20 protein-coding genes are annotated in these 22858 nt (G+C 61.1%); 12 read left to right on the top strand and 8 right to left on the bottom strand.

All coding sequences use genetic code 11. The features are described from left to right. Positions 1-71: 71 nt before the first annotated feature. The 3 genes from AC1MDC_RS16110 to AC1MDC_RS16100 all read right to left on the bottom strand — a co-directional run bounded on the left by AC1MDC_RS16110 (position 72) and on the right by AC1MDC_RS16100 (position 3325). Positions 72-1172, bottom strand: coding sequence for a polyamine ABC transporter substrate-binding protein (locus AC1MDC_RS16110; protein ID WP_480393329.1), 1101 nt, complete (start codon positions 1170-1172; stop codon positions 72-74). Further along, a complete protein-coding gene (locus tag AC1MDC_RS16105) occupies positions 1169-2194 on the bottom strand; it encodes a histone deacetylase family protein (protein WP_085696733.1) in 1026 nt (341 codons plus the stop codon). The genes AC1MDC_RS16110 and AC1MDC_RS16105 overlap by 4 nt, the downstream gene beginning before the upstream one ends. Before the next feature lie 132 nt (positions 2195-2326). Further along, positions 2327-3325: an AraC family transcriptional regulator gene (locus AC1MDC_RS16100; RefSeq protein WP_085696734.1), complete on the bottom strand. Its 999-nt coding sequence runs from the start codon at positions 3323-3325 to the stop codon at positions 2327-2329. A gap of 363 nt (positions 3326-3688) precedes the next feature. Between AC1MDC_RS16100 and AC1MDC_RS16095 the strand changes: the two genes are divergently transcribed. Beyond that, complete coding sequence (locus tag AC1MDC_RS16095; RefSeq protein ID WP_480393328.1) at positions 3689-4093, top strand: hypothetical protein; 405 nt, start codon at positions 3689-3691, stop codon at positions 4091-4093. Between the two features lie 68 nt (positions 4094-4161). Here the strand turns inward: AC1MDC_RS16095 and AC1MDC_RS16090 are convergent, their stop codons facing one another. From AC1MDC_RS16090 to aspA, 3 genes are all read right to left on the bottom strand, one after another. After that, positions 4162-5166 carry an asparaginase gene (locus tag AC1MDC_RS16090; protein ID WP_085696736.1) on the bottom strand — a complete coding sequence of 335 codons (1005 nt, stop codon included), beginning with the start codon at positions 5164-5166 and terminating at the stop codon, positions 4162-4164. A gap of 99 nt (positions 5167-5265) precedes the next feature. Further along, positions 5266-6711 (bottom strand): alanine/glycine:cation symporter family protein, encoded by a 1446-nt coding sequence (locus AC1MDC_RS16085; RefSeq protein ID WP_480393327.1) that lies wholly within the window; start codon positions 6709-6711, stop codon positions 5266-5268. 442 nt (positions 6712-7153) lie between these two features. Next, positions 7154-8578 carry an aspartate ammonia-lyase gene (gene aspA, locus AC1MDC_RS16080; RefSeq protein WP_085696738.1) on the bottom strand — a complete coding sequence of 475 codons (1425 nt, stop codon included), beginning with the start codon at positions 8576-8578 and terminating at the stop codon, positions 7154-7156. A 180-nt stretch (positions 8579-8758) separates the two neighbouring features. On the opposite strand from aspA, the gene AC1MDC_RS16075 reads away from it, so the two are divergent. The 5 genes from AC1MDC_RS16075 to AC1MDC_RS16055 all read left to right on the top strand — a co-directional run bounded on the left by AC1MDC_RS16075 (position 8759) and on the right by AC1MDC_RS16055 (position 12461). Continuing rightward, positions 8759-9667 carry a LysR substrate-binding domain-containing protein gene (locus AC1MDC_RS16075; protein WP_085702292.1) on the top strand — a complete coding sequence of 303 codons (909 nt, stop codon included), beginning with the start codon at positions 8759-8761 and terminating at the stop codon, positions 9665-9667. 212 nt (positions 9668-9879) lie between these two features. Then, positions 9880-10371: a 5-(carboxyamino)imidazole ribonucleotide mutase gene (purE, locus tag AC1MDC_RS16070; protein ID WP_007954291.1), complete on the top strand. Its 492-nt coding sequence runs from the start codon at positions 9880-9882 to the stop codon at positions 10369-10371. 10 nt (positions 10372-10381) lie between these two features. After that, positions 10382-11464, top strand: coding sequence for a 5-(carboxyamino)imidazole ribonucleotide synthase (locus AC1MDC_RS16065; protein WP_085696741.1), 1083 nt, complete (start codon positions 10382-10384; stop codon positions 11462-11464). A gap of 111 nt (positions 11465-11575) precedes the next feature. Continuing rightward, positions 11576-11821 (top strand): GlsB/YeaQ/YmgE family stress response membrane protein, encoded by a 246-nt coding sequence (locus AC1MDC_RS16060; RefSeq protein ID WP_085696742.1) that lies wholly within the window; start codon positions 11576-11578, stop codon positions 11819-11821. A 103-nt stretch (positions 11822-11924) separates the two neighbouring features. Continuing rightward, positions 11925-12461 carry a DUF3299 domain-containing protein gene (locus AC1MDC_RS16055; RefSeq protein ID WP_085696744.1) on the top strand — a complete coding sequence of 179 codons (537 nt, stop codon included), beginning with the start codon at positions 11925-11927 and terminating at the stop codon, positions 12459-12461. Between the two features lie 48 nt (positions 12462-12509). On the opposite strand, the gene AC1MDC_RS16050 is transcribed toward AC1MDC_RS16055, so the two are convergent. Both AC1MDC_RS16050 and AC1MDC_RS16045 read right to left on the bottom strand, forming a co-directional pair. Continuing rightward, positions 12510-13409, bottom strand: coding sequence for a D-hexose-6-phosphate mutarotase (locus AC1MDC_RS16050; RefSeq protein ID WP_480393326.1), 900 nt, complete (start codon positions 13407-13409; stop codon positions 12510-12512). A 57-nt stretch (positions 13410-13466) separates the two neighbouring features. Then, the gene (locus tag AC1MDC_RS16045; protein WP_085696748.1) at positions 13467-13871 is read right to left on the bottom strand and encodes an acyl-CoA thioesterase; all 405 of its coding nucleotides are present in this window, start codon (positions 13869-13871) and stop codon (positions 13467-13469) included. 378 nt (positions 13872-14249) lie between these two features. On the opposite strand from AC1MDC_RS16045, the gene AC1MDC_RS16040 reads away from it, so the two are divergent. The 6 genes from AC1MDC_RS16040 to phoU all read left to right on the top strand — a co-directional run bounded on the left by AC1MDC_RS16040 (position 14250) and on the right by phoU (position 22735). Beyond that, the gene (locus AC1MDC_RS16040; RefSeq protein WP_085702296.1) at positions 14250-15548 is read left to right on the top strand and encodes an MFS transporter; all 1299 of its coding nucleotides are present in this window, start codon (positions 14250-14252) and stop codon (positions 15546-15548) included. A gap of 238 nt (positions 15549-15786) precedes the next feature. Beyond that, positions 15787-16788: a phosphate ABC transporter substrate-binding protein PstS gene (locus tag AC1MDC_RS16035; RefSeq protein ID WP_085696751.1), complete on the top strand. Its 1002-nt coding sequence runs from the start codon at positions 15787-15789 to the stop codon at positions 16786-16788. A gap of 423 nt (positions 16789-17211) precedes the next feature. Then, the gene (locus tag AC1MDC_RS16030) at positions 17212-19245 is read left to right on the top strand and encodes an ABC transporter permease subunit (protein WP_170929696.1); all 2034 of its coding nucleotides are present in this window, start codon (positions 17212-17214) and stop codon (positions 19243-19245) included. A gap of 15 nt (positions 19246-19260) precedes the next feature. Then, on the top strand, positions 19261-20931 hold the full coding sequence (gene pstA, locus AC1MDC_RS16025) for a phosphate ABC transporter permease PstA (protein WP_085696755.1): 1671 nt from the start codon (positions 19261-19263) through the stop codon (positions 20929-20931). Positions 20932-21074: 143 nt separating this feature from the next. Beyond that, positions 21075-21908, top strand: coding sequence for a phosphate ABC transporter ATP-binding protein PstB (gene pstB, locus AC1MDC_RS16020; RefSeq protein ID WP_085696757.1), 834 nt, complete (start codon positions 21075-21077; stop codon positions 21906-21908). A 65-nt stretch (positions 21909-21973) separates the two neighbouring features. After that, positions 21974-22735, top strand: coding sequence for a phosphate signaling complex protein PhoU (phoU, locus tag AC1MDC_RS16015; RefSeq protein ID WP_085696759.1), 762 nt, complete (start codon positions 21974-21976; stop codon positions 22733-22735). The last annotated feature ends 123 nt before the right edge of the window (positions 22736-22858 follow it).

Here is a 22858-nt window from a genome sequence, read left to right as displayed (position 1 = left end):
GGCGACACGGTGCGGTACAGGGATAGCGCAAAAAAAGACCCGCGAAGGCGGGTCTTTTTCAATGGCTGGTTTCAAGTGCCGGACTTGATCCTGGTCCACGCCCGGGTCCGCGCCCGTTCTGCATCCCGTGGTAACGGTTGCAGGGTGTAGAGCGTGTTCATCGCCGCATCGGTCGGGTACAGATTCGGGTTGTTGCGAATCGCCGGGTCGACACGTTCGGTGGCGTCCTTGTTCGGGTTCGGATAACCGACGAAGTCACTCACCGGCGCAATCACCTGTGGTTGCAGCAGGTAGTTGATGAAGGTGTAGGCGTCCTGCGGGTTCTTCGCGCCTTTGGGGATGGCGAGCATGTCGAACCAGATCGGCGCGCCTTCCTTCGGCAGGCGCATGTCCACCATCACGCCGTTCTTCGCTTCCCTGGCGCGGTTGGCGGCTTGCGAGAAGCTGCCCGAGTAACCGACCGCGACGCAGATGTCACCGTTGGCGATATCGGCCATGTACTTGGACGAATGGAAGTAGGTCACGTACGGGCGGATCTTCAACAGCAGCGCTTCAGCCTTGGCGTAGTCCGCCGGGTTCTTGCTGTTGGGATCCAGGCCGAGGTGTTGCAGGGCCAGCGGCAGGATTTCCGACGGCGAGTCGAGCAGGGCCACGCCGCACTGCTTGAGCTTGCTGATGTTCTCCTCTTTGAAGATCAGGTCCCAGCTGTCCACCGGCGCGTTGTCGCCCAGCGCTGCCTTGACCTTGGCCGGGTTGAAGCCGATCAGGATGGTGCCGTACATGTAAGGCACGGCGAATTTGTTGCCCGGATCGTTGGCCTCGATCAGCTTCATCAGTTTCGGGTCGAGGTGATTCCAGTTCGGCAACTGACTACGATCCAGCGGCTGGAATACCCCGGCCTCGATCTGCTTGGCGAGGAACACGTTGGACGGCACCACCACGTCGTAGCCCGAATTGCCGGTCAGCAGTTTGGCCTCCAGTGCTTCGTTGGTGTCGAAGATGTCGTAGACCAGTTTGGTCTGGCTGTTCTGCGCCTTGAAGTCTTCCAGTGCTTTGGGGGTGATGTAGTCGAACCAGTTGTAGACGCGCAGGGTGCGTTCCTCCGCGTGCGCCGCGCCGCTCAGCAGTGCTGCGCACAACGCCGGCGCGATGAGGTGCTTGAGTCTGCTCATTGTTCGAAACCTTCAAGCACGTTCACCGCGTTGATGCCGATTTCTTCCACCGCGTAGCCACCTTCCATGACGAACAGGGTCGGTTTGCCGAGGGCCGCGATGCGCTTGCCCATCGCCAGGTAATCGGGGCTGTCGAGCTTGAACTGCGAGATCGGGTCGTCCTTGAAGGTGTCGACACCCAGCGACACGACGATGATGTCGGCGCCGTAGTTGTCGATCTCCTGGCAGGCCTGATCCAGCGCCGCGCTCCAGACATCCCAGCCGGAACCGGCCGGCAGCGGATAGTTGAAGTTGAAGCCCTCGCCGGCCCCTTCGCCGCGCTCATCCTCGTAGCCGAGAAAGAACGGGAATTCCGCTTCCGGGTGGCCGTGGATCGAGGTGAACAGCACGTCGCTGCGCTCATAAAAAATCGATTGGGTGCCATTGCCGTGGTGGTAGTCGACGTCGAGGATCGCGACCTTCTTGTGGCCCTGATCAAGGAAAGCCTGCGCGGCGATGGCGGCGTTGTTGAGGTAGCAATAACCGCCCATCAAATCGCCGGCGGCGTGGTGTCCCGGCGGACGGCACAGGGCGAAGGCGCCACGGGCGCCGCGCTGGATTTCCGCTTGTGCGGTCAGCGCCACTTGCGCCGCGCTGTAGGCGGCTTGCCAGGTACCGGCGGTGATCGGTGCGCCGCCGTCGAAGCTGTAATAGCCGAGCTGGCCGTGCAGGCTGGTCGGTTTGACCTGGCGCAAGGTGCGCGCCGGCCAGGTGTAAGGCAGCAAGTCGCCGTCGGTGTTGAATTCGGTCCAGCGCGCCCAGGCGCCTTTGAAGAAGTCGAGGTAGTCGCGGCTGTGGATGCGCTCGATCGGCCCGAGGCCGAAATCCTTCGGCGCCTCGACCGGGCCGAGGTTTTGATGTTTTACCCGTTGCAGCACGTGGTCGGCGCGCGACGGCATCTCGAAGCAAGGCTTGAGTTGCCCGTCGATCAATTCGCAGCGGCCATGGTGCAGGTGGTGATCGTCAGAGTAGATCGTCAGCATTTGTTGTTCTCCGCAGGGGCTGATTCGGTTGATCCCAGTGTTGCGGCGCGGAGCGAATCGGAGAACGGCCAGAGAGGCCAAAAGGGGATCGATGTGGCCAAAAATGCTGACCTGATATCGCCCCTGGACGGTTTAACCGTGTGGGCGGAACTGACTCGGCGCCACGCCGCTCCAGCGCACGAATGCATGGCGGAAGCTCGCGGTTTCGCTGAAACCCAGGGTTTCGGCGATGCGGTAGATCGGCAACTGGTCCTCGCACAGCATCTGTTTGGCACGCTCGAAACGCAGTTCGTCGAGCAGTTCCTGATAACTGCAACCCATGTCCTTCAGATGCCGGCGCAAGGTGCGCGGCGAGCAGTTCATCTGCTGCGCCAGACCTTCCAGCCCCGGTGCGGCGTTGAGTTGCGCGCTGAGCAACTGACGAATCCGCCCCAGCCACGCCTGACGACCGGTGAACTCGGTGTTCTGCTTGCGGCAGCGCTCGGCCATGGCCTGGTGGGTGATGATGTCGGCCAGCGGCAGCGGCTGGTCGAGCCAGCGCCGGTCGAAGGCAAAAGCGTTGTCCTTGGCGCCGAAGTGCACAGGTGCCTTGAAGTGTTCGGCGTAGCTGTCGCGATAATCTGGCGCGGTGTGCTCGAAGCGGGTGGCGAGCAGCGGTAGCGGATGACCGAGCAAGTCATCGCAGATGACTTTCAGCGACACCAGGCAGAACTCGGCATTGAACACCGCCATTGCCGGGCTCTCGCGGTAATCGGCGGCGACGAACCAGACGCGCTCGCCGTCGTCTTCCAGGCTCAGTTCGAAAAGTGTTCCCAGCAGCGCCGGATAACGGATCGCCAGCCGCAAAGCGTCACCGAAGGTGGCACAGGTCAGCAGCGCGTAACCGAGGATGCCGTAGCAGGAAACATGCATGCGCCGGCCCAGTTCCAGGCCAATGTCGTGCTTGAGCGCGACCGCGTTGGCGCAGACCTGCATCTCCTGATTGGTGGTGATGCGGGTGTCGGCCCGGCTCAGATCCGCCGCGCTGATACCGCTGCCGGCCAGCAGCGCTTCGCTGGACAGGCCTTGATCCCTGAAGGTGTTGAGCACCAGGGCGACGGCGTTGAGGGTGGTGAGGTGGGAGTGGAGCATCGAGGACTTCCAGCCTTGGGGATACCGGAATAATGAGCAAATTGTGTGCCGCCAGCATGCCTGCATTAATCAAGCGATGGCCCGGTTAATAACTTGTCGATGTTGATAACTGAAGTTTTATTTTTCGGTTAAGTTAAAATTATTGCTGTTGGCACTTGAAACTTAAAATAAAAACAATCATTCGACAACTGTCAAAGTTGACAGGTTTTTCGCGAAAACGCTGCCGTTCGTCAGTTATATTGGCTGATTGAAAACATTTTTTTATTTGTCGTGTTGATATTTGACTGCCAGTGGGTCTGTTGCTAGTTTCGATTGTAAGTGCACTTGTTGTTTTGAGGTTCCAATAAATTTCGGAGAACGGCTATGGATAACAATGGTTCGCAGGTCAACAACACCCGATCTTCAGCGACTTCCCTGCCGAAGGGCATGATCAGAGGGCTTTTGGATGGTGGAAACTTTGCGCTACCTGGATTGCGCCTCGATAAAGAAGGCGTTGCTCTAGTGTTTGCTGACTATGACGGCCAAAGTTTCAAGAACAAAATTACGCTGCTGGTAAAACAAGAATACCTGGGCACGGAAGTTAAAATTCCGGAGCACGCACATTTCGAGATTACGACGGACGATGTTTTGTATCTCGATGGGGTAGGGACAGTAAAGCTGGAGCGTGTAACGGGGTTTCCGTGGATGGCGTTCAAAGGTATCGTCAGTGTTGATTTCGACAATGGAAAAAGGAAGTTTGCGGGAAGTTTTGATTTGGCTGAAGAGTAATTGTTGGTGCAGGCTCTCCTTGGGGAGGGCCTGCTTGTTTCAGGCATCAGATCGCAGGTTTGTGTTACTCAGAGCAGTTCCCCGCACAAGTCCAGTTCCATCAACCGGCGAACCTGCGCGACATCCAGTCCTGCGCCGAGCAATGCATTCAACTTGCCGAATGCCGCCTCACGAGTCATCCCGCCGCCGGACAACACGCCAACCCCGCGCAGACGGCTGCCGGCTTCGTAGACATCCAGCTCCACACCGCCCTCATGGCACTGCGTAACCGCAACCACGACCACGCCGTTATTGCGCGCCCGATCAAGGCTGGCCAGGAACGCCGGGTTATCGCTCGGCCCGGTGCCGCTGCCGTAGCACTCCAGCACCAGACCCTGGATGCCGCTGTCGAGCAGGCCGTCGATGATCTCGGCGCCGATGCCCGGGAACAGCGGCAGCACGGCAACCCTGGCCAGTTGCTTCGGCTGGTTGTAGTTCAGCGCTGCCGGCAGGGAAGTGGCTTTCACGCCACCGCCCTGACGCTCCAGACGTTTGAACGGATGACGGCCGAAGCTGCGCACTTTTGCGCAACGGGTCGGGGCCAGCAGTTCGCCGTGGAAATACAGATGCACGCCCGGCGCCAGGCCCTGGCCGAGGGCGACCAGCGCGCCGCTGAGGTTTTCCCAGGCGTCGCTGTCGGTGACCCCGGCCGGCAGCATCGAGCCGGTGAAACACACACGGGCATGCAGGCCGAGCAACTGGAAACTCATGGCGGCGGCGCTGTAGGCCAGGGTGTCGGTGCCATGCAGGATCAGCACGCTGTCGCAGCCCTGCACATCAACGGCGTCGACCACCGCTTCACGCAGTTGCTGCCAGTAGGCCGGGGTCATGTTGGCGCTGTCGATCAGCGGCGACATCTCGCGAAAGCGCCACTGCGGTACCACCAGCTCAGGCTGGCTGTGCAGGTAGTCGCGCATCCGCGCTTCGAAACCGGAGGCCGGGGCCAGGCCATTGGCGCTGGCTTGCATGCCGATGGTGCCACCGGTGTACAGCACCATGACGTGCTGGGCGGCAGGGTAGGTCGAGGAATTCATGGGGAGTTCTCCTGAGCGAGGACAGCAGGCGGTCGAGCATGACGCCGACCGCTGCCTGTGTCACGCCGGGCGCAAGAGCTGCGCCCGGTTTTTACCCGATCAGCGTTGCGCTGCCGGGATGCCTTGCGGCTGAGTGTTGGCCTGGGTGTCGGCCGACGGATTGACAGGCCAGGCTTTGAGGTCCAGATCCAGGTCGCTGAACTTGCTGGAGTCGAACACTGGTTGGTCGACGCCGGCGCGGCGCTGCGCATCGTAGTCGCGCATCACGCGCATGCCGACCTTGAACAGCATGGCCAGGGCCATCAGGTTGACGAAGGCCAGGCAGGTCATGGTGATGTCGGCGAAGGCGAACACGGTCGACAGATCCTGCATCGAACCCCAGACCACCAGGGCCAGCACCAGACCGCGGAACGTCATCAGCACAGCGCGGTTGCGGGTGAGGAATTGCAGGCTGTTTTCGCCCAGATAGTAGTTGTAGAGGATGCAAGTAAAGACGAACAGCGACAGCGCGACGCTGACGAACAGGCGGCCCCAGTCACCGACCACGGCGGCCAGCGAGTTCTGGGTCAGGACGATGCCGTCACCTTCGAACCCCGGGGTGTAGAAGCCCGACAGCAGGATCAGCAGCGCGGTGCAGGTGCAGATCACGAAAGTATCGAGGAACACGCTGAACGCCTGAACCACGCCTTGAGCGCCAGGGTGCTTCACGGCGGCCACGGCGGCGACGTTCGGCGCACTGCCCAGACCGGCTTCGTTGGCGAATACGCCACGCTTCACGCCCATGACGATGGCGCTGCCAAGCAGGCCGCCGAAAGCCGGGTCGAGGCCGAAGGCACTCTTGAAGATGGTTTCCAGCATGGCTGGCACGTGTTCGATCTGGGTGCCGATCACGTACAGGGTCACGCCGATGTAGGCCAGGGTCTTGATCGGTACCAGCAGGTCGGACACCGAGGCAATACGCTTGATGCCACCGATGAAGGTAATGGCCAGCAGCACAGCCAGGACGATGCCGGTGTGTTGCGGGTCAAAGGCAAAGGCGTTTTGCAGCGAGTGGGTCACGGTGTAGGACTGCAGGCCGATGAAGGCGAAGCCGTAGGTGACCAGCAGCAGAATCGAGAACACCACCGCCATGCCTTTGAGTTTCAGGCCGTGCTGGATGTAGTAAGCCGGACCGCCACGGTACAGACCGTCGCCGTCGGCGCGCTTGTAGACCTGGGCCAGGGTGCATTCGAAGAAGCTGCTGGACATGCCGACCAGAGCGGTCACCCACATCCAGAACACCGCACCCGGACCACCGAGGGTCACGGCGATGCCGACACCGGCGATGTTGCCCGCACCGACGCGGCCGGCAAGGCTGAGCATCAGGGCCTGGAACGAACTGAGCTGCCCGGCGTTGCCTTTGAGGCTGTCGCGGAACACCGCGAACATGTGGAAGAAGTGGCGCAATTGAACGAAACGCGAGCGAATCGTGAAGTAGCTACCGAGCCCGACAATGAGCACGATCAGTACTTTCCCTGAGAGGAAGTCGTTGATGACTTCGAGCATGGATTTTTCCTCGCTGTTTATTGTGTAAGCAAATGCTGGATGGTCGGAAACATCGCGTTACACCGGTGTGCGCGCGGCACAACGGGCGAGGCGAGGGTTTCGTCCCGGATCCATATCGCGGGTTTGTTATTAGTTCGGGTTTCGCATGGGTTATGGCCTCGTTACCGACGACCGCTCACGCGAAGAGGGGCGGCACTATACCGATCAGTGCGGCGCCCGTCTGCACGGTTGTGGTGCAAGCGACGAAACGAAGCTTTGAAACACCCGACGTTACCGGCGTCGGGCTTGTCTGGGAGCCGGTTTGCGGCCAGCTTCCATACATACGGTTCTCAGGTTCAAACAGTTAAAAAAAAGGGCTCGGGGAATGCTCCCCAAGCCCTCAAAAGGTGAGAGGTGTCTAGTCCCTCGACCTGGTGAGCGGTGCTACAAGTAACGCGTCGGATCAGGCCTTCAGAGGCACCAGACGCGGAGCAATCATGTTTTCCGGGCGCAGGATGTCGGCGAGCATGGCTTCGTCGAGCAGACCTTCTTCGCGCACCAGTTCCAGCACGCCGCGGCCGCTTTCAAGGGCGATACGGGCGATGCGGGTGGCGTTTTTGTAGCCGATGTACGGGTTCAGTGCGGTGACCAGACCGATCGAGTGTTCGACCAGTTCACGGCAGCGCGCTTCGTTGGCGGTGATGCCGACGATGCAGTGCTCGCGCAGCATGTCCATGGCGCGTTGCAGCAGACGGATCGAGTCGAGGATCTTGAAAGCGATCAGTGGCTCCATCACGTTCAGTTGCAGTTGGCCGCCTTCGGCTGCCATGGTCAGCGCCAGATCGTTACCGATGACCTGGAAGGCCACCTGGTTCACGGCTTCCGGGATGACCGGGTTGACCTTGCCTGGCATGATCGAGCTGCCTGGCTGACGCGCCGGCAGGTTGATTTCGTTGATGCCGGTGCGCGGGCCGCTGGACAGCAGACGCAGGTCGTTGCAGATCTTCGACAGCTTGACTGCGGTGCGCTTGAGCATGCCGGAGAACAGCACGAAGGCGCCCATGTCGGAGGTGGCTTCGATCAGGTCGGCGGCTGGAACCAGCGGCTGACCGCTGATCAGCGCCAGACGCTTTACGGCCAGGGCCTGATAGCGCGGGTCGGCGTTGATGCCGGTGCCGATCGCGGTGCCGCCCAGGTTCACTTCGGTCAGGACTTCCGGAGCCAGTGTTTTGAGACGGGCCAGGTCTTCGCTCATGGTGGTGGCGAAGGCGCGGAACTCTTGACCCAAAGTCATCGGCACGGCGTCTTGCAGCTGGGTACGACCCATCTTCAGGACGTGGTTGAACTCTTCACCCTTGGCCGCGAATGCCTGAATCAGGCTGTCGAGGCTGGCCAGCAGCGCGTCGTGACCCAGCAGCAGACCCAGACGGATCGCGGTCGGGTAGGCGTCGTTGGTCGACTGCGCCATGTTCACGTCGTCGTTCGGGTGCAGGTACTGGTACTCGCCCTTCTGGTGACCCATCGCTTCCAGCGCGATGTTGGCGATCACTTCGTTGGCGTTCATGTTGGTGGAGGTACCGGCGCCACCTTGAATCATGTCGACCACGAACTCTTCGTGGAAATCACCGCGGATCAGACGTGCACAGGCTTCGCTGATGGCAGCGTGCTTGGCTTCGCTCAGATGGCCCAGCTCACGGTTGGCGTCAGCGGCGGCCTGTTTGACCATCGCCAGACCGACAACCAGCTTCGGGTAGTGCGAAATCGGAACGCCCGAGAGGCGGAAGTTGTTCACCGCTCGCAGGGTCTGGATGCCGTAATACGCTTGAGCAGGGACTTCGAGGGCGCCAAGCAGGTCGTTTTCTGTGCGGAATGATGCAGCGGAGGACATGATAGAAATCATCTCGATATGGACCCGGTCTGTGCCGGAACGCTGCGAATGCTAGGCTTGTGGGAGTTTTTGGGCCAATGCTGTTAAACACTGCCCTATGCACATTCGGCATAATGCCCGTGTGACGCCGCGTGCGCGGCAGACGTGTGACCCGTTTTGGTGCGTGTCCGGGAGGACGTGATGAATCTGGAAAGCAAATGGCTCGAGGACTTCAGTGCTCTGGCCGCCACCCGCAGCTTCTCGCAGGCGGCCGAGCGGCGCTTCGTGACCCAGCCGGCGTTCAGTCGGCGGATCCGCAGCCTGGAGGCAGCACTGGGCCTGACGCTGGTCAACCGCTCGCGTACGCCGGTCGAGCTGACAGCGGCGGGGCAACTGTTCCTGGTGACCGCGCGCACCGTGGTCGAGCAGCTCGGTGAAGTGCTGCGCCATCTTCATCATCTGGAAGGCGGGCAGGGCGAAGTGATCCAGGTCGCGGCGGCGCACTCGCTGGCCCTCGGTTTTTTCCCGCGCTGGATCGCGCAACTGCGCAACGAAGGCCTGAACATCGCCACGCGGCTGGTGGCGACCAACGTCGGCGACGCAGTGCACGCGCTGCGTGAAGGTGGCTGCGATCTGATGCTGGCCTTCTATGACCCGGACGCGGCCATGCAGATGGACCCGGAAATCTTCCCGTCGCTGCACCTGGGCCACACCGAAATGCTTCCTGTGTGTGCGGCGGATGCCAACGGCAAACCGCTGTTCGATCTGGAAGGCGAGGGCAGTGTGCCGTTGCTGGCGTACAGCGCCGGGGCGTTTCTCGGGCGTTCGGTAAACGGATTGCTGCGTCAGCGTCAGCTGCGCTTCACCACCATCTATGAAACCGCTATGGCTGACAGCCTTAAAAGCATGGCCCTGGAAGGCCTCGGCATTGCCTGGGTTCCGCAGTTGAGTGTGCGGAACGAACTGGCCCGGGGCGAACTGGTGATCTGCGGTGGTCCGCAATGGCATGTGCCGCTGGAGATTCGCCTGTACCGCTGTGCGCTGGTGCGCAAGGCTAATGTGCGGTTGTTGTGGCGCAAGCTGGAAGGCGGTGCCGCACAATCTTCCTGAATGCGCTGGCGCTGACCTTTGAGTCAATAAAACCGGGGCTTTGGCTCATTTGACAGATGGTCGCAACGGGGGCTGTTTATTGCTTTCTTTGCGGTATACTGCGCGGCCTTCGGCCGGTTCGTCCGGCCATTTTTCCTACAACAAGCCACGCATCCTGCGTGGCTTGTTGTTTTTGACGCGCCTGCGGGCGCCCAGAGAGAAGAGGCGCGACGATGAGTGCACTGGTTGGCGTGATCATGGGCTCCAAGTCCGATTGGTCCACCCTTAGCCACACCGCCGATATGCTGGAAAAGCTCGGCATCCCTTACGAGGTCAAGGTGGTTTCCGCCCATCGCACCCCGGATCTGCTGTTCCAGTACGCCGAAGAGGCTGAAGGCCGCGGCATCGAGGTGATCATCGCCGGTGCCGGTGGCGCAGCCCACCTGCCAGGCATGTGTGCGGCCAAGACCCACCTGCCGGTGCTGGGCGTGCCGGTGCAGTCGGCCATGCTCTCGGGCGTCGACTCGCTGCTGTCGATCGTGCAGATGCCGGCCGGTATTCCGGTTGCGACTCTGGCCATCGGCAAGGCGGGCGCGATTAACGCCGCGCTGTTGTCGGCGAGCATCCTGGGCGCCAAGCATCCACAATTCCACGCGGTACTGAAGACCTTCCGTGCCGAGCAGACAGACAGCGTCCTGGACAATCCAGACCCACGTATTGCCTGAGGTTGTTGAGATGAAGATCGGTGTAATCGGTGGCGGCCAGTTGGGTCGCATGTTGGCCCTGGCGGGCACCCCGCTGGGCATGAACTTCGCTTTCCTCGACCCTGCGCCGGACGCTTGCGCCGCTGCGCTGGGCGAACACCTGCGGGCCGATTACGGCGATCAGGATCATCTGCGCCAATTGGCCGATGAAGTCGATCTGGTGACCTTCGAGTTCGAAAGCGTCCCGGCCGAAACCGTGGCCTTCCTTTCGCAATTCGTACCGGTCTACCCGAGTGCCGAAGCCCTGCGCATCGCTCGCGACCGCTGGTTCGAAAAGAGCATGTTCAAGGACCTCGGGATTCCGACCCCGGCATTCGCCGACATCCAGTCGCAAGCCGACCTGGACGCCGCCGTTGCTTCGATCGGTCTGCCGGCCGTGCTGAAAACCCGCACCCTGGGTTATGACGGCAAGGGCCAGAAAGTCCTGCGCAAGCCGGAAGACGTGGTCGGTACGTTCGCCGAACTGGGCAGCGTGCCTTGCCTGCTGGAAGGCTTCGTGCCATTCACCGGTGAAGTGTCGCTGATCGCCGTGCGCGCCCGCGATGGCGAGACCAGGTTCTATCCGCTGGTGCACAACACTCACGACAGCGGCATCCTCAAGCTGTCGGTCGCCAGCTCCGATCACCCGCTGCAGGCGCTGGCCGAAGACTATTCCAGCCGCGTGCTCAAGCAACTGGATTATGTCGGCGTGATGGCGTTCGAGTTTTTTGAAGTCGACGGTGGCCTCAAGGCCAACGAAATCGCTCCGCGCGTGCACAACTCCGGGCACTGGACCACCGAAGGCGCCGAGTGCAGCCAGTTCGAAAACCATCTGCGAGCAGTTGCCGGTCTGCCGCTGGGTTCGACTGCCAAGGTCGGCGAGAGCGCGATGCTCAACTTCATCGGTGTGGTTCCGCCGGTCGAGAAGGTCATTGCCATCGACGATTGCCACCTGCATCACTACGGCAAGGCCTTCAAGGCCGGGCGCAAGGTCGGTCACGCCAATCTGCGCTGCAAGGACAAGGCGACTCTCGAGCAGCAGATCCTCAAGGTCGAAGCGCTGATCGCCGAGTAACGACAGTTTCATCTGGCAGCGGCGGAACCATTAAGGGGCCGCCGCTCTCTCATGGCAGGATGCCAAAGTCTGACTAGGCTTGGGCATATCTACTATTCAGAGGGAAATGCCATGGGAATTATCGGAACCATCTTTATCGGCCTCATCGTCGGCCTGCTGGCGCGGTTCCTGAAACCGGGCGATGACAGCATGGGCTGGATCATGACCATCCTGCTCGGTATCGGCGGTTCGCTGGCAGCCACTTACGGCGGCCAGGCCCTGGGCATCTATCAGGCGGGTCAGGGCGCAGGCTTCATCGGCGCGCTGGTCGGCGCGATCATCCTGCTGGTGATCTACGGCCTGATCAAAAAGAACTGATCCAAAGCGACAAAGCCCTCTCTGCCAATCCGGCAGGGAGGGCTAGAATGCTCGGCGATTCAGCGTTCCCTCCTTATTCGAGCATCCTTTACCGAGCACCTCCATGCGCCGTCTTCTATTGACTCTCCTTTTGCTGGGCAGCGGTCTGGCTCACGCCGGCGATCTGCCGGAAACCGACTGGCTGGAACTGATGCCCAAGTCGGATCAGAAAGCCCTTGAGGCCATGCCTGAAATCGACCACAACTCCCCGGAAGCCACCGGCACCTTCACCCAGAAAGGCGGGATGAAGCAGGCCAAGGGTTTGCCGGCGGTGATGTATTCGACCAAGACCGTGGCGTCGATGAACGACAAGCACATCCGTATCGGCGGTTATCCGGTGCCGCTGGAGTCCGACGCCAAGGGGCGCAGCACGCTGTTCTTCCTCGTGCCGTATCCGGGCGCGTGCATTCATGTGCCGCCACCGCCGCCGAATCAACTGGTGCTGGTGCGTTATCCAAAAGGCTTGAAGCTGGATGACATCTACACGCCGCTGTGGGTGACCGGCACGCTGAAGATCGAAAAGGTCAGCAATGACCTGGCCGATGCGGCGTATGCGCTGGACGCGGACAAGGTGCGGGTGGTGCAGGAATCGGATCTGTAATTGCGACCCGCAAAAAAAATCGCAGCCCCAGGGCTGCGATTTTTGTTTTCAGAGGGGCTGGCTGCCGACGCTCACACCCAGGGTGTGGCTGGCATCCGGCGCCAGGTTCATCACATCGTTCATCACGTTCGCCGTCTCGATGCACAGCATGCGTTGCCAGCCGTCGTTATCCATGTCGCTGAGCGCGGCGGCGCGGTCGATCCACGGGTTCCAGATCACCGCCGTGCGTGAGCCGGTGGTGTTCAGCACGATGCGTCGTTCCCAGGCTGGGTCGATGATGCTCAATTGCGGTGGGGCGTCGAGGTAGATGCGGTCGGTTTCTGCGGCGAAACGCAGATCGCCTTGCTGGGTGTGAGTCTTCCAGTCATCCAGGGTCTCGATGTAGTCCAGGCCATTCACGCCTTCGACGCGCACGTTGCGCACATCGCTGACCGCAAAATAGCTGTGCAGCGCCTGACTGATGCTGACGGTGTCGGTGCCACGGTTGTGGCTGGTCAGGCTGATGTGCAACTGATCGTCGAGGCGCAGGGTCAGGGTCAGGTCGACCTGATGCGGCCATTCCGCAAAACCGCCCTCGGGGTAAGGCAGCTTGAATTCCACTTTCAGGCTTTCGCCTTCGGCTTCGATGCCGCCCAGTTCCCAATCCATCGCCCGGACAAATCCGTGGGCCCCGGCCGGTTCTTCGCTCGTGCGCATCGCCTGCACGCTCTGCGGGTTGCGGGCGAAGATGCCGAACCACGGCCAGCACACCGGCACGCCGGCGCGGATGCTCTTGCCGGTCTTGAACACGGCCTTGTCGTTCAGCCAGATCAGTGGCGGCTGGCCGTCTACCTGATAACTGAGGATGTGCGCGCCTTGCTGGGCCACCAGCACTTCGGCCTGACCGTGGCGGATGCGCCAGCAGTTCAGTTCATCCAGTTTCACGGCTTCAACGTTGGGCGTGTTCATGGGGCAACTCTCGATCAGCAACTTGGACGACTATCGACCGTGAAACGGCCGCGAGGTTTAACAGGCGCGCGGCGGAACCGAACGGGTGCGACCGCTGCCATCGATGGCAACGAACACGAACACGGCTTCGGTCACTTTACGCCACTCGCTGGACAGCGGGTCGTCGCTCCACACCTCGACCATCATCTGGATCGAGCTGCGGCCGATTTCCAGGGTCTGGGTATAAAAGGACAATTGCGCGCCGACAGCCACCGGCACCAGAAAAGCCATGCGGTCGATGGCGACGGTTGCGACACGGCCACCGGCGACGCGGCTGGCCATGGCAGTGCCTGCCAGGTCCATCTGCGCCACCAGCCAGCCGCCGAAAATATCGCCGAAGCCGTTGGTTTCGCGGGGAAGTGCGGTGATTTGCAGGGCCAGGTCGCCTTGCGGGATCGGATCTTCTTGTTCGAGCTCTATCATGCCTGGGGTGCCTCTGACCCGTGACTCTTCGTTGGGTATTGCTGGTGGTAGCCGTCTTCGGGAAAAACGATTCAGCACCGAACATACTACGTTCGTCACGTTTTCCATCAGGCGCCTAAGGAGAAACTCTGCGAAACCGGCTAATCCCGAGCAAGGGTCGGGCCAACGGCGTTTTCGCACAGCAACCCCTTACAAACCGGAGCAAGGTTGCGAGTATATCGGTCGGTAGACTCCGCGACGACCGTCCGGTTCTCATTTCGACCGGCAAATACGCGTCTCTATGTGCTTTTTCGAACAATTTGCTATGGTGCCGAACCTGCCCGAGCCACAGCCAGCGTTGTTGTGGCGGCAGATCCGACTATAAGAGAAGACCTTGCCATGACCACAGCGCCCTCGAGCCTCGCGCAGCCCGACCAACCCGCACGACCGTTGACCCGCAATGACTACAAGACTCTGTCGCTATCGGCCCTGGGGGGCGCGCTGGAGTTTTACGATTTCATCATCTTTGTGTTCTTTGCCACCGTGGTCGGCAAATTGTTCTTCCCGGCCGACATGCCCGAGTGGCTGCGCCTGATGCAGACCTTCGGCATCTTCGCCGCCGGTTACCTCGCGCGGCCGCTGGGCGGGATCGTGATGGCGCACTTCGGCGACCTGCTGGGGCGCAAGAAGATGTTCACCCTGAGCATTTTCATGATGGCCGTGCCGACCCTGATCATGGGCCTGCTGCCGACCTACGCGCAGATCGGCCTGTGGGCGCCGATCCTGTTGCTGTTGATGCGGGTGATCCAGGGCGCTGCGATTGGCGGTGAGGTTCCGGGGGCGTGGGTCTTCGTTTCCGAACACGTACCCGGCAAGCACATCGGCTATGCCTGCGGCACCCTGACCAGCGGCCTGACCGCTGGCATCCTGCTCGGCTCGCTGGTCGCCACTGCGATCAACGGCATCTATACGCCAACGGAAGTTTCGGATTACGCCTGGCGGATCCCGTTCCTGTTGGGTGGCGTGTTCGGCCTGTTCTCGGTCTACCTGCGTCGCTGGCTGCATGAAACTCCGGTGTTCGCCGAACTGCAACAGCGCAAGGCGCTGGCCGAAGAAGTGCCGCTGCGTGCAGTGCTGCGTGACCATCGCGGGGCCATCGCCGTGTCGATGCTGCTGACCTGGCTGCTGTCCGCCGGGATCGTCGTGGTGATCCTGATGACCCCGACCGTGCTGCAAACGGTCTATCACTTTTCGCCGACCACCGCGCTGCAATCCAACAGCCTTGCCATCGTTTTCTTGAGCTTTGGCTGCATCATTTCCGGCGCACTGGCGGATCGCTTCGGTGCCGGACGCGTATTCGTGGTCGGTTGCACGGCGCTGCTGGCCAGCTCATGGACCTTCTATCACAGCCTCGTCGATCACCCGGACTGGCTGTTCCCGCTGTATGCGCTGACCGGACTGCTGGTCGGCACCATCGGCGCGGTGCCGTATGTGATGGTGAAAGCGTTCCCGCCGGTCGTGCGCTTCAGTGGTCTGTCCTTTTCTTATAACGTCGCTTACGCGATCTTCGGCGGCCTGACCCCGATGGTCGTCAGCCTGCTGCTGAAAGAAAGCGCGATGGGGCCTGCCTACTATGTAGCGGTGCTGTGCGGGATGGGGATCCTGGTCGGCGCGTGGTTGTGGAGCAAAGGTCGCTAAATTCCCCTCACGCTGATCGTTCCCACGCTCTGCGTGGGAATGCATCCTGTGACGCTCCGCGTCACGTCTTGAAGCGGACGCGGAGCGTCCATGGCGGCGTTCCCACGCAGAGCGTGGGAACGATCTGTCACGACATGCTGGCCTTTCATCCAATTGTCATATTTCAGCCATAGAGTGTTCACACGGCCTGCTGATACTTGGCCCCGACTTAACACACCCTATCTGCTAGGAGTAAGGCATGAAACTGAAGCGTTTGATGGCGGCAATGACTTTTGTCGCTGCTGGCGTTGCGACTGCCAACGCGGTTGCCGCTGTTGACCCTGCTATCCCGAGCTACACCAAGACCACTGGTGTGTCGGGCAACCTGTCCAGCGTCGGCTCCGATACCCTGGCCAACCTCATGACCCTCTGGGCTGAGAACTACAAAAAAGAATACCCGAACGTAAACATCCAGATTCAGGCCGCAGGCTCCGCCACTGCGCCACCTGCGCTGACTGAAGGCACCTCCAACCTGGGCCCGATGAGCCGCAAGATGAAGGACACCGAACTGGCGGCCTTCGAGCAGAAATACGGCTACAAGCCAACCGCTATCCCGGTTGCCGTGGACGCCCTGGCTGTATTCGTGCACAAGGACAACCCGATCCAGCACCTGACCATGGAACAGGTTGACGCGATCTTCTCGTCCACCCGTCTGTGCGGCGCCAAGACCGACGTGAAAACCTGGGGTGACCTGGGCGTGACCGGCGACCTGGCCAACAAGCCGGTTCAACTGTTCGGTCGTAACTCGGTATCCGGCACTTACGGCTACTTCAAGGAAGAAGCCCTGTGCAAAGGCGACTACAAGCCTAACGTCAACGAACAGCCAGGCTCGGCTTCGGTTGTGCAGTCGATCAGCTCCTCGCTGAACGGCATCGGTTACTCGGGCATCGGCTACAAGACCGCCAGCGTGAAAACCGTTGCTCTGTCGAAGAAAGGCAGCACTGACTTCATCGAAGACAGCGAAGAAAACGCCCTGAACGGCAAGTACCCGCTGTCGCGTTTCCTGTACGTATACGTCAACAAAGCCCCGAACAAGCCTCTGGCCCCGCTGGAAGCCGAGTTCGTGAAACTGGTTCTGTCGAAACAGGGTCAGGAAGTGGTCGTGAAAGACGGTTACATCCCACTGCCAGCCAAGGTTGCTGCAAAAGCACTGGCTGACCTGGGTCTGAAGGAAGGCGGCGCTGAAGTCGCAAAAAAGTAACAAACTGAGTCAGGGGTGAACCCCGCCTGACTCATGTGTGGGGCCCGGCCCGCAAGCGGCCCGGCCCCACACTCCCCGAATTCTTCTATCCACTGCCAGTGCCCTGCTGGCGGCGGATTTGGTGCGTCACTGCATTGTCATCTTTCTGTCATACAGGATCGCTAGGGTGTGCGCATGAATGATCTGGCCAATTCCAAAATGACTACGAACCCTCCCAAGCGCATTGACTTCAATACGCCTGAGTTGCAACGCAAGCGCCGCATTCGCGCGCTCAAGGATCGCTTCACTCGCTGGTACGTCCTCGTCGGCGGCCTGGCGGTGCTGGCAGCCATCACCCTGATCTTCTTCTTCCTCGCCTATGTGGTTGCGCCGCTGTTCAAAGGTGCTGACCTGACCGCGAAAGATGCAATCACCCCGGCCTGGATGCAGGACGCCGGCAAGCCGCTGATGATTTCGCTCGAAGAGCAGAATCAGGTGGCCATGCGCGTTTCCGACAAGGGCCAGGCGCTGTTCTTCGACATCGACAGTGGCGCTGAATTGAAGCGCGTCGATCTGCCTTTGCCGGCAGGCACCAGTGTGACCTCCATCGGCGAAGACCAGCCGGGCCATCCGCTGGTGGCCGTGGGCCTGTCCAACGGTCAGGCGCTGGTGTTCCGTCACACCTATAAAGTCAGCTACCCGGAAGGCAAGAAAACCATCACCCCGGCGATCGAGTTCCCGTACGGCGAAGCGCCGATTGCGCTGAACGAGAGCGGCGGTGCACTGGAGCACGTCAGCCTCAACGCCACCGACTCGACCCTGATGCTGGTCGGCTCCACCGGTTCGCAACTCAATGTGCTGTCGCTGACCAGCGAAGAAAACATGATGACCGGCGAAGTCACCAACGAGCAGAAGCGTATCGATCTGCCGCAGATGACCGAGCCTGTGAAAAACATCTTCGTCGACCCGCGCCAGCAGTGGCTGTACGTGGTCAACGGGCGTGCCCAGGCCGACGTGTTCAGCCTGCGCGACAAGAGCCTCAACGGTCGCTACAAATTGCTGGAAAACGGCGAAGCCGAAGTCACTGCCGCCACCCAACTGGTGGGTGGCATCTCGCTGATCGTCGGCGATTCCAAGGGTGGCCTGGCCCAGTGGTTCATGGCTCGCGACACCGATGGCGAGCTGCGCCTGAAGCAGATCCGCACCTTCCAGATGGGCACCACGCCGATCGTTGAAATTACCGCTGAGGAGCGTCGCAAAGGCTTCCTGGCCCTGGACGCCAGCGGCAAGCTCGGCGTGTTCCACAGCACCGCGCATCGCACCCTGCTGGTCGATCAGGTGGTCGAAGGCCAGGGCCTGTTCGGTCTGTCGCCACGGGCCAACCGCGTGATCGTCGAAGCCGGCGGCAAGCTGCAACCGCTGCTGCTCGACAACCCGCACCCGGAAGTGTCGTGGAGCGCGCTGTGGAGCAAGGTCTGGTACGAGAACTACGACGAGCCTAAATACGTCTGGCAATCGACTGCGGCCAACACCGATTTCGAGCCGAAACTGAGCCTGTCGCCACTGACTTTCGGCACCCTGAAAGCCGCGTTCTACGCGATGCTGCTGGCTGCTCCGCTGGCCGTCGCCGCTGCGATCTACACCGCGTACTTCATGGCCCCGGGCATGCGCCGCAAGGTCAAGCCGGTGATCGAACTGATGGAAGCGATGCCGACGGTGATCCTCGGCTTCTTCGCCGGTCTGTTCCTCGCACCGTATGTGGAAGGGCACCTGCCGGGTATCTTCAGCCTGCTGATGCTGCTGCCGATCGGCATTCTGCTCGCCGGGTTCACCTTCAGCCGCCTGCCTGAATCGATCCGCCTGAAAGTCCCGGACGGCTGGGAAAGTGCGCTGCTGATCCCGGTGATTCTGTTCGTGGGCTGGCTGTCGCTGTACATGAGCCCGTTCATGGAGAACTGGTTCTTCGGCGGTGACATGCGCCTGTGGATCTCCCACGACCTGGGCATCACCTACGACCAGCGCAACGCACTGGTGGTCGGTCTGGCCATGGGTTTCGCGGTGATCCCTAACATCTACTCGATCGCCGAAGACGCCGTGTTCAGCGTCCCGCGCGGCTTGACCCTGGGCTCGCTGGCCCTCGGTGCCACGCCGTGGCAGACCATGACTCGCGTGGTGATCCTGACCGCCAGCCCGGGCATCTTCTCGGCGCTGATGATCGGCATGGGCCGTGCGGTCGGCGAAACCATGATCGTGCTGATGGCCACCGGCAACACCCCGGTCATGGAAATGAACCTGTTCGAAGGCCTGCGCACCCTGGCCGCCAACGTCGCGGTGGAAATGCCGGAGTCGGAAGTCGGCGGCAGCCACTACCGCGTGCTGTTCCTCTCGGCGCTGGTGCTGCTGCTGTTCACCTTCATCATGAACACCCTCGCGGAACTGATTCGTCAGCGTCTGCGCAAGAAATACTCGTCGCTTTAAGAAAGGTAGAAGTCTGTGAAACAGAACTCCCTGAAAGGATGGTTCAAGAGCGGCGCCCCCGGCGTCTGGATCAGCGGTGGCGCGGTGTCCATCGCGGTCATCATGACCATTGGCCTGCTGGCGGTGATCGCCGTGCGCGGTCTGGGTCACTTCTGGCCGGCGGATCTGATCCACGCCAGCTATGACGTACCCGGCCAGGGCCAGCATCTGGTCGTGGGCGAAGTGGTGCAGAAAGAAGAAGTGCCGCGCGCCCGTCTGAAGAGCGCCGGCCTGCCGGTGCCTGACGAAGGTCCGGAATTCATGACCCGCGAGTTGATCAAGGTTGGCAACCGTGACCTGAACGGCAACGACTTCACCTGGATCGTCGGCGAGTGGCTGACCAACCAGACGAACCCGCCGGAGCTGATGGCGCTGGAGCGCCGTGAGTGGGGCAACTTCTACGGCTACCTGGTCAACGTCAAGCAGGACGGCAAGGTGATCGCCGAAGGTGAAGCGGCCTGGCCTGAGCTGCAAGCGCGGATCAACCGCGTGAATGGCCTCGCCGCGCAGCTCAAGTCGCTGGAAAAAACCGACATCGGCGCGATCAACGCCGGTCTCGAGCGCATCCGTCTGCACGGTCGCAAACTGGAACTGGAAGGCAAACTCGACGCCACCGCGCAAGCGGACATGGACGCCGAACGTGCCGAGCTGAACGCCCGCTATCAGGACGTCGAAGCCCGTCTGACCGATCTGCACGCACAGTTCAACCGCGACGCTTTGACCGCTCGCGATGCCAACGGCAAGGAAGTCGAAATCGGCCTGGGCAAAGTGGTTCACGCCTACCAGCCGAACGCCATGGGCACGATGACCAAGATCGGTTTCTACTTCAACAAGGTCTGGGAATTCCTCTCCGACGACCCCCGTGAAGCGAATACCGAAGGCGGGATTTTCCCGGCGATCTTCGGCACCGTGATGATGACTTTGATCATGGCGATGATCGTGACCCCGTTCGGCGTGCTGGCGGCGGTTTACCTGCGTGAATACGCCAAGCAGAACACCCTGACCCGGGTTATCCGGATTGCGGTGAACAACCTGGCGGGCGTTCCGGCGATTGTTTACGGCGTGTTCGGTCTGGGCTTCTTCGTCTACGTGCTGGGCGGTTCGCTCGACCGTCTGTTCTTCCCGGAAGCGCTGCCGGCACCGACCTTCGGTACGCCGGGCCTGCTCTGGGCGTCGCTGACCCTGGCACTGCTGGCGGTGCCGGTGGTGATCGTGGCCACTGAAGAAGGTCTGGCGCGCATCCCGCGGACCGTGCGCGAGGGCTCGCTGGCTCTCGGCGCGACCAAGGCTGAAACCCTGTGGAAGATCGTTCTGCCAATGGCCAGCCCGGCCATGATGACCGGCATGATCCTCGCCGTGGCCCGTGCCGCGGGTGAAGTGGCGCCGCTGATGCTGGTGGGTGTGGTGAAACTGGCGCCGTCGCTGCCGGTGGACGGCAACTACCCGTACCTGCACCTGGACCAGAAGATCATGCACCTGGGCTTCCACATCTACGACGTCGGCTTCCAGAGCCCGAACGTCGAAGCCGCACGACCGCTGGTGTACGCCACCGCGTTGCTGCTGGTGCTGGTGATTGCCGTGCTCAACCTGTCGGCAGTGTGGATTCGTAACCACCTGCGCGAGAAGTACAAGGCGCTGGACAGCTGATTTGCAGCACTGATTTCTATGTGGGAGCGAGCTTGCTCGCGAAGGCATCACCGCGGATTCACAGAGACACCGCGTTGCCTGAATCGCCAGCAGGCTGGCTCCCACAAAAAACGAACCGAATTTGTTAGCACAGGGGATCTCCCATGCAGCACGAAACACATACCCACGGCATCAACATGTCTGCCCTGGGCCGCGACAAGCAGAGCCTGAACCTCGAGCAGGAAACCGTGGCCATCGAAGTGCCGGGCCTGAGCCTGTTCTACGGCGACAAACAAGCGCTGTATGACGTCAGCATGAACATCCCGAAACAGCGCGTGACCGCCTTCATCGGCCCGTCCGGCTGCGGCAAGTCCACGCTGCTGCGTACCTTCAACCGCATGAACGACCTGGTGGACGGCTGCCGCGTCGAAGGCGCGATCAACCTGTACGGCAACAACATTTACCGCAAGGGCGAAGACGTGGCCGAGCTGCGTCGCCGGGTCGGCATGGTGTTCCAGAAGCCGAACCCGTTCCCCAAGACCATCTACGAAAACGTGGTCTACGGCCTGCGCATCCAGGGCATCAACAAGAAGCGCATCCTCGATGAAGCCGTCGAGTGGGCACTCAAGGGCGCGGCCCTGTGGGACGAAGTGAAAGACCGTCTGCATGACTCGGCCCTCGGCCTGTCCGGTGGTCAGCAACAGCGTCTGGTGATCGCCCGTACCATCGCCGTGGAACCGGAAGTGCTGCTGCTCGACGAACCGTGCTCGGCACTCGACCCGATCTCGACCCTGAAAGTCGAAGAGCTGATCTACGAGCTCAAATCCAAGTTCACCATCGTCATCGTGACCCACAACATGCAACAGGCAGCGCGGGTGTCCGACTACACGGCATTCATGTACATGGGCAAACTGGTGGAATTCGGCGACACCGATACCCTGTTCACCAATCCGGCCAAGAAGCAGACCGAAGACTACATCACCGGTCGTTACGGCTAGCAGACACTGGTTGTCGCTCACTGAATTGACGCTCGCACCTTACCGGACGCTCCAAGGACGCCAACATGATTAGTAAAGAAGGCCTTACCCATCACATTTCCGCGCAGTTCAACGCCGAACTGGAAGAAGTGCGCAGCCACCTGCTGGCCATGGGCGGGCTGGTCGAGAAGCAGGTCAACGACGCGGTCACCGCGCTGATCGAGGCCGACTCGGGCCTGGCCCAGCAAGTGCGCGAGATCGACGACCAGATCAACCAGATGGAACGCAACATCGACGAAGAATGCCTGCGCATTCTGGCCCGTCGTCAGCCGGCGGCGTCCGACCTGCGTCTGATCATCAGCATCTCCAAGTCGGTGATCGACCTGGAGCGCATCGGCGACGAAGCGACCAAGATCGCCCGTCGTGCGATTCAGCTGTGCGAAGAGGGTGAAGCGCCGCGCGGTTACGTCGAAGTGCGCCACATCGGCGACCAGGTGCGCAACATGGTGCGTGATGCGCTGGACGCCTTTGCCCGTTTCGACGCCGACTTGGCGTTGTCGGTGGCGCAGTACGACAAGATCATCGACCGCGAATACAAGACCGCCCTGCGCGAACTGGCGACCTACATGATGGAAGACCCGCGCTCTATCTCGCGGGTCTTGAGCATTATCTGGGTACTGCGTTCGCTGGAGCGGATCGGCGACCATGCGCGCAACATCTCGGAGCTGGTGATTTACCTGGTGCGCGGCACCGACGTGCGCCACATGGGCCTCAAGCGCATGAAGGAAGAAGTTGAAGGGACAAGTGGCGAAACCGCTAATGTTCCGGACGATGCTGACGATAAGTAAGATTGCCTGAGAAAAGCGCCCGGCCCTTTGGCCGGGCGTTTTTGTTTCTGCTTTCAGAAAGCGGATCCGAGTTGAAGAGCGAATTAAAAAGCAGCACCCGCGAACGAAAAGTCCCGGCGTGAC

The sequence above is a fragment of the Pseudomonas sp. 1 genome, from assembly GCF_056626735.1.
This window is presented reverse-complemented; position numbering and strand designations above follow the sequence as displayed.